Here is a 10781-nt window from a genome sequence, read left to right as displayed (position 1 = left end):
CGAAAACCCACAAAAACTCTCATAGCAAGTGGATCAAAAACCGGGGGCAGGCCACAACCTCAACGTATGCTTGTGACTCGGGTCGTAGTGTCGCATTACACGCCGAAGGTGAAAAGCGGCACCAAGGCTAATTAATCCTGGCTGGGGAGAGTGCTCTTGCGCCCGCTGGTCTGGTGGTGGTGACGATTTCCATGGTGAGTGCGGTTGAAGGTTGCACCCGCGGTGTGGGCACCGCGTCAGCCGTCCTCAATACTCAATTCGCCACCGCGGAGAAAATTGACCGGCGCGGCTCAATGCAGCTCACCGTGTCGCGCGCCGGCGGCGGGCGGCGAGAGCAACCGCGCCCAACAGGAAAAGGCTGGCGCTGGCGGGCTCAGGGACAGCGAGGGAGAACAGCGTGCCGTCATTGCTGCTCCCACCTTGGTAAGTCATTCCGTACAAGGTGCCGCCGTCTGCCGAGAGCGTGACGTTGCCATTCGGCAATGCCCCGTCGGCGGGTCCGCCGGCGAAGTTGTCCAGGATCGTGTAGCCGGAACCATCGAGATTCATCTCGAAAACAATCCCATGACTGTGGGCGCCATTGGAAGAAGCCGTTCCGTAAAGCTTCGAGCCGGAGAACGTCAGGGAATTGTCCGGAAACAGTCCATCTCCCGTGCCGCCAAAGTTATGGAGCACCGTGAAGCCCGAACCGTCCAGATTCACGCTGAAAGCGGTGCCCCCTCCGTGGCTGCCGCCGCCCACCGTCAATCCGTAGAGCTTTGATCCGATGAGAGTGAGTGAACCGTCGGGGTTCGCCCCGTCGCTGCTCCCAGCCGCGAAGCTGCGCAGGAGGGTATAGCCCGAGCCATCGAGATTCATGCTAAAGAGAGTGCCGTGGTTGGCGGTTCCACCGGTGTTGGTCATCCCATAGAGTTTCGAACCCGAAACGATCACGGTGCCTTCTGCCGGATCCTGTCCGTCGCCTGTTCCGCCGCTGAAGGCGTGCAAAAGCGCAAACCCGGAGCCGTCGGTATTCATGCTGAAAACGGTGCCGTGATCGCCAGCGCCCCCGTTGGGTGTCAGCCCGTAGAGTGTTGTTCCAGAGAGCGTCAGCGACCCTCGTGGAAATGAACCATCGCTACTGCCGCCGGCAAAGCTATGCAGGACCGCCAGGCCGGAACCATCGAGGTTCATGCTATAGGCGACCCCCGCGCCAGTCGCGCCACCCGTGTTGGTCATCCCGAATATCTCCGAACCGGAGATGACGGGCGAACCCCAGGGACCCGCGCCATCGGTCTGAGAGCCAGTGAAGCTATGGAGCAGCGTGAAGCCGGAACCATTGGTGTTCTCGCTGAAAACAATGCCCTCGCTGGCGCTCCCACCACCGAGGGCCACCCCGTACAATGTGGACCCGGACAAGGTGAGAGAGTCAAAGTCAGGAAACGCTCCATCCGCCGTTCCGCCGGTGAAATTGTGCAAAATCGTGTCCTGGCCGAAGCCGGAAACGGCGGCGACGGTCCACAGGGCGAGAGCGAGAGAAAACGCGGCGAAGGGTGCCGGGTGCATCTTCTTGCGGCCTCGAATGGCGGCTGCGGGGGGGAGCGCACAATACGGACTCATACTTGAGCTGCGTCGTAGCGCCAAACGCCACCAAAGGTCAAGCGTTCGCTACAGAGTTTCGTCGCATCGGACGGTGGCAGGCAGGACGAGATGGATCATTCCGCGAGCGGAGGCGGGCTGGCCACCGACACTTTTCCGCACACCCAAAGGTGTGAACCCGCGGCGCGGCTTTTGTCCCCACGGCGCCCCGGACCTGTTGCCAAGCCTCCAGTCTACCGGGTTTGGTCTTCGGCGCTCGCGCTACCTGCGAAAGCGGCGTCCTGGAGCACCTTTCAGTCGCTCAGACCATCCGGCCGATCAGGTCGTAGACCTGCGTGCCGGTGATTTCCACGTCGATGAATTCCCCAACCGTCACGGGGCTGGCCAGGAGGATGCGGCCATCGATATCCGGGGCGTCGGCGGCGGCGCGAGCGACGAGCGGTTGATCGACGAGGGCGCGCAGGCGCTGGCCGACGTGGGACTCGGAGATTTCGCGGGCGATGCGCTGCTGGAGTTTCATCGCGCGTTTGTAGCGGGCGGCTTTCACCTTTTGCGGCACCTGGCCTTCCATCTTGGCGGCGCGGGAACCTTCCTCCTGCGAATAGGTGAAGACGCCGAGGCGCTCGAAACGGGTGCGCTCGATGAAATCGAGCAGGTAGGCGAATTCCTCCTCCGTCTCACCGGGAAAGCCCACGATGAAAGTGGTGCGAATGGCGATGCCCGGGACACCGGCGCGGATGCGCGCGATGAGGGTCTCGATGTGCTCGCTGGAAGTCTCGCGGCGCATGAGCTCCAGCATGCGGGGATGAATGTGCTGGAGCGGCATGTCGATGTAGCGGCAGACCTTCTTGCATTCCGCGATGCAGGCGATGAGCTCGTCGCTCCAGTGCGCGGGGTGCGTGTAGAGGAGGCGGATCCAGAAATCGCCTTCGATCTTTTCGAGTTCACGCAGGAGTTTTACCAAGGTCGGCCCGCGCGAACTGTCCACCTGCTGCCGCGGCCCGGCTTTTTCGTCCCACAGGTCCATGCCGAAATAGGTCGTGTCCTGGCTGATCAGGTTGATCTCCTTCACGCCTTCGGCGACGAGGCCGCGCACCTCGGCGACCACGGACTCGATGGTGCGGGAGCGATGCTTGCCGCGCATCTGGGGGATCACACAAAAGGAGCAGGGATGATTGCAGCCCTCGGCGATCTTGGTGAAAGCGGTGTGCGCGGGGGTGAGGCGGAAGCGCGGCGTATCGTAGTCCGGGATGTAAACGGGCTTGCGGGTGACGAGGTTGAGCGGTTCCCACTGCTCGTCGATGAGCACGTCGGGGGCTTTCGCTTTCAGCAACGGGGCGGGCGCGGCAGGGCGGGCGAAGACCTGCTCGATGATGCTGGCCGTGTCGGCGATTTGATCGAGCCCGATGAAGGCATCGACCTCGGGCATCTCGCTCTTCAATTCCTTGGCGAACCGCTGGGCCATGCAGCCGCTGACGATGAGCCGTTGCCCAGCGCGCCTTTTCAGGCCGCGGGATTCGTGCGCCTCGAGGATGGCCTCGATGGATTCCTCCTTCGCGGAGTCGATGAAGGCGCAGGTATTGACGATCAGGACGTCCGCCTCATCCGCATTGCTCGTGATCTGCATGCCCCGCTTGAGCACGCCGCCGAGCATGATCTCGGCGTCGACCAAATTCTTGGCGCAGCCGAGGGAGATCATGCCGACTTTCTTCGGCGTGGTGGTTGGGGCGGACATAAACGGGCGGAAGAGGTCGCCGAAGAAGCCCCTCGCGTCAACTCCTCTTGGAAGGGGCGCCCCGAGGCGCTAAAGGGAAAAAAGCGGAGTCCCGCGCTACTGGACGGGGATATTCGGTGCCTGGTAGGCAAACGGGAGGCCGTTCTTCGTGATCTGGACGGAACTGGGCTCCCGGGCTTCGATGAAGAAGCGGGCGCCTTTGAGCTTGAGCGGGTTGGCGCTGGGGTAGACGTAATCCTCGAAAATGGGCGGCGCTTTTGGGTCATCCTTGCGGACGGTGACCCACGTCTTCTTGGTGGCGGCGACGAGGATCTCATTCACTCCGTTGGGCGGTGCCGGGTGCGCTGTGGGATCGGCGGTGGGGACAGCGGTCGGCGTGACAAAATCCTGGTCGTTGGTCTTGGGTGGCTCGGTTTTGGCCACGGCAGGCAACTGGCCGGGGGTGGCGTTGGGGAGTTGGAGGGCCGCGTTGGGATTGGGCGTCGCCGCATGGGCCGGTGCGGGGGCCGGAGAGACCGGCGCCTTGGCGACGCCGGGGGCGACCGCGACTTGTGGCGGCGGCGGGGTGGCCTGGGTCGCTGGGGCTGGTTCCGGGGTGGTGGCGGACGGAGTGATTTCCTCTGTGGGCTGCTTGGTCCTCGTTAACCTTTCGCCGGTGATCTGCTGGTATTTCGTATAGCCCCAGGACGCCAGCAGCCCGAGAGCGATGATGAAAACGAAGAACAGTAGCGGGGCGAGCGACGGCGGCTTGCGTTCTTCACGATTGATCTGGGTCGTTTCGCGACGGGGTGTCGGCGCGTTGCTCAGGTATTGATAGTCGCTGACGCTGATCGGATTCGAGTTATCCAGGGTGCGGGAGAAGTCGCTGACGTCGACATTCAGGAACCGCGCGTAGATCTGGAGGAAGCCCTTGGCGTAAATGTTGTTGGCGAAGCGGGAATAGTCGTCGCTCTCGAGCGCAGCAATCTTGTCGGGCCGCAGCTTGGTGGCGTGCGCCGCTTCATCGACCGTCAGGCCCTTTTTGACGCGGGCCTGATTGAGTTTTTTGCCTACGGATTCGACCATATCACGCGGGGTTTAATCTTCCGCGGGAGGGAATGTTTAGCACGAATGTGCCAATTTTCCAGACATAGAGATGAATTCCGTGGGCGGCCCTGACGGCTACCCCGGAATCGGCATGCGACGACGATGGGACGATCCTTTTTTCCATGAAAACTCGATGGGCCGCACAGGGCGGCCCGATGGTGCGCCGGGAGGTCGCGCACCGGTGGCTCAGGAACTACTCAACCGCGTCGAGATCAACGAGAATTTCGCGTGGTTTGGCTCCTTCGCCGACACCCACGTAACCGCGCAGTTCGAGGATGTCAAGGATGCGCGCCGCGCGGGTGTAACCGAGGCGGAGGCGGCGCTGGAAAAGGGAGGTCGAGGCCTTCTTTTCCTGGCGCATGACTTCGATGCACTTTTCTACGAGTTCCTCGTCTTCGTCGCTCACTTCTTCCTCTTCCTCGCCACTGCCATTCCCCTGGAGACGTTCGTGAATCGACGATTCGAACGCCGGTTCGCTCTGCTGCGAGGCGTGTTCGACGACCTGGCGAATCTCCTCGTCAGTGACGAGCACCCCTTGGGCGCGGATGAGGCGCGAGGTGCCCGGTGGCCGGTAAAGCATGTCGCCCTGGCCGAGCAGGCGTTCCGCGCCGTTTTCGTCGAGGATGACGCGGGAATCGAGCCCGGACGCCACCTGGAAGGCGATGCGGCAGGGAACATTGGCCTTGATCACGCCGGTGATGACGTCCGCGCGCGGGGTCTGCGTGGCGATGATCATGTGGATGCCGGCGGCGCGCGCCTTTTGCGTGATGCGGGCGATGGCGCTTTCCACGTCCGCCGGGGCGGTCTGCATGAGGTCGGCCAGCTCGTCCACGATGATGACGATGTAGGGCATGCGATCCGGGATGATCAGCTCGGCGTCGCGCTGCACCTTGATCGTGGTCATCTTCTCGATGCGCTCCTCGCTGGTCAGCGATTCGGGATCGATGGGTTCCGCATCGAGCGGGAGTTCCGGCATGGCCGCGGCCTTCGCTTCGGCGATGGCATCCAGTTCCGCCTGCGATTTCGGCAGGGGGCGGTCATTAAAGCTGTTGATATTGCGCACGCCGGTCTTGGCGAAAATGGCGTAGCGTTTTTCCATCTCGTCGATCGCCCAGCGCAGGGCGAGCAGGACCTTTTTCGGATCGGTGACGACGGGGACGACAAGATGCGGCAGGGAGTTGTAGATCTGCATCTCCACGACCTTCGGGTCGATCATGATGAAGCGCAGATCCTCGGGCGTGAAGCGGTAGAGGATCGAGGCGATGATCGCGTTGATGCAGACGCTCTTGCCGGAACCGGTGGTACCGGCCACGAGGCCGTGGGGCATGGCAGCGAGATCGGCGATGATCGTCTTGCCGTAGACGTCCTTACCGAGGGCGATCGGGATCTTCGCCTTGGCGTTTTGGAAGTCGTCGTTCTCCAGCAGTTCGCGCAACGTGACCTTCTGCTTCTTGGAATTGGCGATCTCGATGCCGACGGTGTCCTTGCCGGGAATGGGAGCGAGGATGTTGATGCGCTCGGCGCGCGTGGCGCGGGCGATGTCGCGCTCAAGGCTGACGATCTTATCCACGCGCACGCCCTTGGCCGGGTAGACCTCGTAGCGGGTGATGGTGGGGCCACGGGTGATATCGCCGCGGGAAACGCTGATGCCAAACTGCCCCAGCGTGTCGATGACCATGTCCTGAATGGCGAGCAATTCCGCCGGGTCAGCGGCCTGGCGATCGCCGACCTCGATCGGGTCGAGCAGATCGAGGGAAGGCAGTTCGTAGTCCTCGCAGGAGACCGAGGTGAGGGGCTGGAACTTGTCCTTCTTGTCCTTGCGCTTGGGTGGGGGAGGCAGGGAGCTGTCGATGATCTGGGGCTCGGGACGGACCGGTTCGGGTTCGGCGAAGAGCTCGGCCACGGCGGGCGCGACCGGGTCGGATTCGACGGGGAGTGAGCCGCGCTTCGAGAGGGTCTTTTCCAACTTCTTCCGCTGGCGATCCAGCCGTTCTGCTTCCAGGGCGAGGCGTTCTTTTTCATCGGCCTTGGCCATCTTCCGGGCGCGGTACTTTTCCAGGTAGACCGAAGGCCAGGCGGCGATCTGCCGGGCGGCGCCGATGGGATGCAGGCCGGTGAGGAGGATGAGGCTCGAGACGTAGACCACCAGAAGGACGATGGTCGACCCGACCGTGCCGAGCAGATTCTTGAGCAGCATGCCGCCGATCCATTTCCCGACCCAGCCGCCGGGGCCGGCGATGTTGAGGCGCTCCATGTCGAGCACCGACCAGGGCAGCAGATGGGCGAGGCACGCTCCCGAGGCGATGAAAGCGATGCTCCACCAAGCGCGCGAGGTGAGGCGCATCTCCGGATTCAGGAGCTTGGCGCCGCCGTAGCCGAGCAGAAGGGCGGCGAGCAAATAGGACGCCGCACCGAGGAAAGCATAGCTGCTGCAGGCGACGATGGCGCCGGAGCGGCCCACGAAATTGAGCACCGGCCCGCGCGGCGAAGCGAAGCTGCTGAGCGGGAACCAACTCGGGACATCCGTGGGCGCGTAGGAGATCAACGCGAGGTAGAGAAGAGTGCCGAAACCAAGAAACACGAGGCTGAGAACTTCGTGGAGGGGATGGGAATGGGATTCCTGGGCGCGGGCCATTGACCGCCATAGTAACTGGATTGGCCGCGCTTTCAATATCGGAAACCAATGGCGTATGGTGCTCGCGCGACAGCCAGCTTATCTTCGAACCACGAATCATCCCCGCTATCATGGATCACCCCCTTGTTTTTGAACCGCTTTTCATGGAACGCGTCTGGGGAGGACGCCGCCTCGAAACGCTGCTGCACAAACATCTTCCACCGAGTGTGCGCATCGGGGAGGCGTGGGAACTCGTCGACCGCGAGGAGGCGCAGAGTGTGGTTCACGAGGGGCCCTTGCGCGGGTTCACCCTGCACGAATTATGGGTCGAGCGGCGGTCGGAGATTTTCGGCGACGGTCTTCCGGATACGGAGCGCTTCCCGTTGCTTTGCAAAATCCTCGACGCGCAGGAACGGCTTTCGGTGCAGGTGCATCCGCCCGCGGACGTGGCGACGCGCCTGGGTGGCGAGGCGAAGACAGAGATGTGGTACCTGCTCGATGCTTCGCTCGACAGCGATCTCTACGCGGGGCTGAAGCGTGGCGTGGATCGCGCGTCCTTCGAACGTGCGTTGCACGAGGGCAAGGTCGCCGGGCAGATCCACAGTTTCCCGATCAAGGCGGGCGATGCGATGTTCATCCCGAGTGGCCGGGTGCATGCCATCGGCGCGGGCAATCTCATCGTCGAGGTGCAGCAAAACAGCGACACGACCTATCGCGTCTTTGACTGGAATCGCCTCGGCCTCGATGGCAAGCCGCGCGCCCTGCATGTCACGGAATCCATGGCCTCGATCAATTTCGACGACGTGGAGCCGGCTATCGTCGAGCCACACGGCGAAGTGCTGGTCGAGTGCGCGGAGTTTCATGTCGAGCGCTGGGTGCTTGATGAACCGCGTGTGAGCGGTGGGCCGGGCTTCGCGATTTTCACGGTTATCGACGGGAGTGTGGAGTGTGGTGGGCGGACTTTTGAGCGCGGCGCGTTTTTCCTGCTGCCGGCCACGGCGACGGATCGCGAGTTGCGGCCGCTCTCGGCGGATGCGCGCGTGCTGCGGACGACGGTGCCTCGGCAGAATTAACCGCCGAGGCGCGGAGGCGCAGAGAGAAGAAGGAGGTTCATCGCCGGTTGCCCCACCTAGCATCTCTCCTCTCCGCGCCTCCGCGCCTCCGCGGTTAAAATCCGTTGTTTACGCCCGCACGCCGCCCAGCCGCCGACTCGATGGCCAGCGCGGGAGGACGCGGACGCTGTCGATTTTCCAGGCATCGTCTTCGCGGACGAGATTGTAGACGCAGGGGATAATGTCCCCCTCGGGCATGACGAAATACGCGGAGACAAAAGCATTTCGGCCATGGAAGCGGGTCTGGCCGAATTCGACCCGTGTGGCGCGCAGCAGGGCGGGATAGTCCGTGCGGGCGAGATCGGCGAAGGCCTCGAGATTGAATTTTTCCTGAAAGCCCATCGAAGCCTCGCGATACGCGCCGGAAAAGTCGTCGGCGCGGAAGGCCGCGAGCTGATGGGAAACCACATGGTAGAGTTCGGCGGGCGGTGTGGAGCGCCAGCGATGCTCGAGCAGGGCCTGGAAAAGCGCAGCCGCACCGCACAAGGCGAACACCACGCCGAGCAGGCAGAGCTTGGCCGCGCGGCTCATGGCGTTTGCCCCGAAGCGGCCTCGGCGGCGAGACGTTGCAGGTAAGGGAAAGTGTAGAGCCCGGTGCCGTGTCCGTCGGCCCACGCGGGCTGGAGCGCGTAACCGCCCACGACCGCGAAGCCTTTTAAAATAAAGCTCTCCGGCGTGTAGGTCACCTGGGGACGGAGGACGCGCCCGAGCACATCCGGCTCGCCGCCGCACGCCGCGCAGGGGCACGCGCGCCGCAACATCTCGAACGGCAGATACGATTCCGTGCCATCGCTCCACGCAATGGCGAGCTCGGAGCCGATGGCCTGGATATTGGTCGGAGTGAGCCGGGACATGAGGTCAGTCGTCGAAGGATGCCCCTTCCGCCGCCGGTTTCCAAGCTTTCCCGCTGCGGGTGCCGAAGATCGCCGTGCCCACCCGCACGAGGGTGGCGCCTTCCTCGATGGCCACGGCATAGTCGCCGCTCATGCCCATGGAGAGCTGCGGGAGAGGGAGGCGAAACTCCGTCTGCAACTGGTCGCGCAACTCCCGCAAGGTGACGAAATGCGGGCGGGACGACTCCGCGTCGGGGGCGAGAGGGGCGATGGTCATCAGCCCCTCGATTTGCAGGCGCTCCAGCGCGAGGAGTTCCTCGAGTTGCGCGCGCAGTTTCGCCGGTGAAAAGCCGTATTTGCTCGATTCGCCGGCCACGTTCACCTCCAGCAACAACTTGGGAAACACCCCGGCCTCGTCGGCGATGCGATCGAGGTCGCGGGCGATTTCCAGGGAATCGATGCCGTGGAGCAGCTCGAAGCCGAGGGTCACCGCGTGGCGGATTTTGTTGCGCTGCAAATGGCCGATGAAATGCCAGCGGGCGCGGCCGGGCAGGATGGGGATTTTCGCCCGCGCCTCCTGCACCCGGCTTTCGCCGAAGACGAATTGTCCCGCTGCCAGGGCCTCAATCACGGCATCCGGGGGGTGGGTCTTCGAGACCGCGACGAGCTCAATCTCGTCGGCCCGGCGATGGGCGCGAGCGGTGGCCTCGGCGACCACGGCCCGGACGGCCACGAGATTATCAGCAATTGTGTTCATTAAGTGAAATCAGGGTGGTTGACATGCGGATTAGGGGAGCTTATCCGATTGTGAGGCGTTGTTATGTATATCGACACGTTTAAAGTTTTTTGCGACCTCGCAGAGACCGGCAGCTTTTCCAAGGCGGCCGTGCTCAACTCGATCACGCAAAGTGCCGTGAGCCAGCAGATTCGCGCGCTGGAAAACAAGTTTCAAGTCACGCTCGTGGAGCGCGGGCGGCGCAACTTTGCCCTCACCGCCGAGGGCAACGCCTTCCTTTCCGCCGGCCGCGAGATTCTTGAGGTTTACAACAATCTTGATCACCGGCTGCACGAACTGCGCGATGTGATCGCCGGCGAATTGCGCATCGCGGCGATTTACAGCATCGGCCTGCATGAATTGCCGCCGCATTTGAAGGCCTTCCGCGAGAAATTCCCCGACGTCGAGTTGCACGTCGAGTATCGGCGCTCACAACAAGTCTACGCCCAAGTGCTGGCCGGCGATGTGGATATCGGGCTGGTCGCTTTCCCGACGAAGCGCAACGGTTTGCAGATCGAGATTTTCAGCGAGGACAAGCTCGTGCTCATCTGCCACCCGAATCACCGGCTGGCCGGGCGCAAGCACATCAAGATCGAGGAGCTCAACGGGGAGAAATTCATCGCCTTCGAGCCAGACTTGCCCACGCGCAAAGTCATCGACCGGCATTTCCGCGATCACTCGATCGAGATCGAGCACGCGATGGAATTCGACAACATCGAGACCGTAAAGCGCGCCGTAGAAATCGAGAGCGGCGTTTCCATCGTGCCGCGCAACACCGTGCGGCAGGAAGTGGAGAGCGGCGTGCTGATGGCGCTGGAAGTGGAGGGGCCGAAGATGTCGCGTCCGCTGGGCGTGCTCACCAAGCGCAACCGCGCGCGGTCGCCGGCGCAGAAGGAATTCGTCGCGGCTTTGAAGAGGGATTTTGGCGTGCTCTTGGAGAATGGGACCAACGGGGAACGGTGAGGAGGATGTTTGATGTTTAAGGGTTGAAGTTTGATCGAGGATTGGAGCTGCCGCTGAAAATAGCGGTTGTCGCCGGGCGCTAAAT

General features: G+C 62.9%; 9 protein-coding genes. 2 read left to right on the top strand and 7 right to left on the bottom strand.

Going from position 1 to position 10781, the window contains the following annotated elements; translation table 11 throughout:
* Window positions 1–300: 300 nt before the first annotated feature.
* The 4 genes from ABJF10_RS09545 to ABJF10_RS09530 form a co-directional block, all read right to left on the bottom strand.
* Entirely contained in the window at window positions 301–1545 is a 1245-nt protein-coding gene (locus tag ABJF10_RS09545) for a choice-of-anchor tandem repeat GloVer-containing protein (RefSeq protein ID WP_348544328.1), read from the bottom strand.
* A 334-nt stretch (window positions 1546–1879) separates the two neighbouring features.
* On the bottom strand, window positions 1880–3313 hold the full coding sequence (gene rimO, locus ABJF10_RS09540) for a 30S ribosomal protein S12 methylthiotransferase RimO (RefSeq protein ID WP_348544327.1): 1434 nt from the start codon (window positions 3311–3313) through the stop codon (window positions 1880–1882).
* 96 nt (window positions 3314–3409) lie between these two features.
* The gene (locus tag ABJF10_RS09535; RefSeq protein ID WP_348544326.1) at window positions 3410–4378 is read right to left on the bottom strand and encodes a helix-turn-helix domain-containing protein; all 969 of its coding nucleotides are present in this window, start codon (window positions 4376–4378) and stop codon (window positions 3410–3412) included.
* 214 nt (window positions 4379–4592) lie between these two features.
* Window positions 4593–7034 (bottom strand): DNA translocase FtsK 4TM domain-containing protein, encoded by a 2442-nt coding sequence (locus tag ABJF10_RS09530; RefSeq protein WP_348544325.1) that lies wholly within the window; start codon window positions 7032–7034, stop codon window positions 4593–4595.
* Window positions 7035–7144: 110 nt separating this feature from the next.
* On the opposite strand from ABJF10_RS09530, the gene ABJF10_RS09525 reads away from it, so the two are divergent.
* Complete coding sequence (locus ABJF10_RS09525; RefSeq protein WP_348544324.1) at window positions 7145–8086, top strand: type I phosphomannose isomerase catalytic subunit; 942 nt, start codon at window positions 7145–7147, stop codon at window positions 8084–8086.
* Window positions 8087–8194: 108 nt separating this feature from the next.
* Here the strand turns inward: ABJF10_RS09525 and ABJF10_RS09520 are convergent, their stop codons facing one another.
* Genes ABJF10_RS09520 through ABJF10_RS09510 form a run of 3 tightly spaced genes read right to left on the bottom strand, consistent with a single transcriptional unit; the run spans window position 8195 to window position 9715 of the window.
* On the bottom strand, window positions 8195–8656 hold the full coding sequence (locus tag ABJF10_RS09520; RefSeq protein WP_348544323.1) for a DUF4864 domain-containing protein: 462 nt from the start codon (window positions 8654–8656) through the stop codon (window positions 8195–8197).
* Window positions 8653–8979, bottom strand: a complete 327-nt coding sequence (locus tag ABJF10_RS09515; RefSeq protein ID WP_348544322.1) for a DUF971 domain-containing protein — start codon at window positions 8977–8979, stop codon at window positions 8653–8655. The genes ABJF10_RS09520 and ABJF10_RS09515 overlap by 4 nt, the downstream gene beginning before the upstream one ends.
* 4 nt (window positions 8980–8983) lie before the next feature.
* Window positions 8984–9715 (bottom strand): YggS family pyridoxal phosphate-dependent enzyme, encoded by a 732-nt coding sequence (locus tag ABJF10_RS09510; RefSeq protein WP_348544321.1) that lies wholly within the window; start codon window positions 9713–9715, stop codon window positions 8984–8986.
* A 63-nt stretch (window positions 9716–9778) separates the two neighbouring features.
* Between ABJF10_RS09510 and ABJF10_RS09505 the strand changes: the two genes are divergently transcribed.
* The gene (locus tag ABJF10_RS09505) at window positions 9779–10696 is read left to right on the top strand and encodes a LysR family transcriptional regulator (protein ID WP_348544320.1); all 918 of its coding nucleotides are present in this window, start codon (window positions 9779–9781) and stop codon (window positions 10694–10696) included.
* Window positions 10697–10781: the final 85 nt, after the last annotated feature.

Origin of the sequence: Chthoniobacter sp. (assembly GCF_040003245.1) — a bacterium.
In the GTDB taxonomy this organism is placed as follows: Bacteria; Verrucomicrobiota; Verrucomicrobiia; order Chthoniobacterales; family Chthoniobacteraceae; genus Chthoniobacter.
The sequence above is the reverse complement of the archived record's forward strand: the minus strand, read 5'-3'. Positions and strand labels throughout refer to the sequence as shown.

Coding starts and splice junctions, on each gene's coding strand:
- ABJF10_RS09515 (WP_348544322.1), bottom strand. CDS start 8,979: ATGTCCCGGCTCACTCCGACCAATATCCAGGCCATCGGCTCCGAGCTC.
- ABJF10_RS09505 (WP_348544320.1), top strand. CDS start 9,779: ATGTATATCGACACGTTTAAAGTTTTTTGCGACCTCGCAGAGACCGGC.
- rimO (WP_348544327.1), bottom strand. CDS start 3,313: ATGTCCGCCCCAACCACCACGCCGAAGAAAGTCGGCATGATCTCCCTC.
- ABJF10_RS09520 (WP_348544323.1), bottom strand. CDS start 8,656: ATGAGCCGCGCGGCCAAGCTCTGCCTGCTCGGCGTGGTGTTCGCCTTG.
- ABJF10_RS09530 (WP_348544325.1), bottom strand. CDS start 7,034: ATGGCCCGCGCCCAGGAATCCCATTCCCATCCCCTCCACGAAGTTCTC.
- ABJF10_RS09510 (WP_348544321.1), bottom strand. CDS start 9,715: ATGAACACAATTGCTGATAATCTCGTGGCCGTCCGGGCCGTGGTCGCC.
- ABJF10_RS09535 (WP_348544326.1), bottom strand. CDS start 4,378: ATGGTCGAATCCGTAGGCAAAAAACTCAATCAGGCCCGCGTCAAAAAG.
- ABJF10_RS09525 (WP_348544324.1), top strand. CDS start 7,145: ATGGATCACCCCCTTGTTTTTGAACCGCTTTTCATGGAACGCGTCTGG.
- ABJF10_RS09545 (WP_348544328.1), bottom strand. CDS start 1,545: ATGCACCCGGCACCCTTCGCCGCGTTTTCTCTCGCTCTCGCCCTGTGG.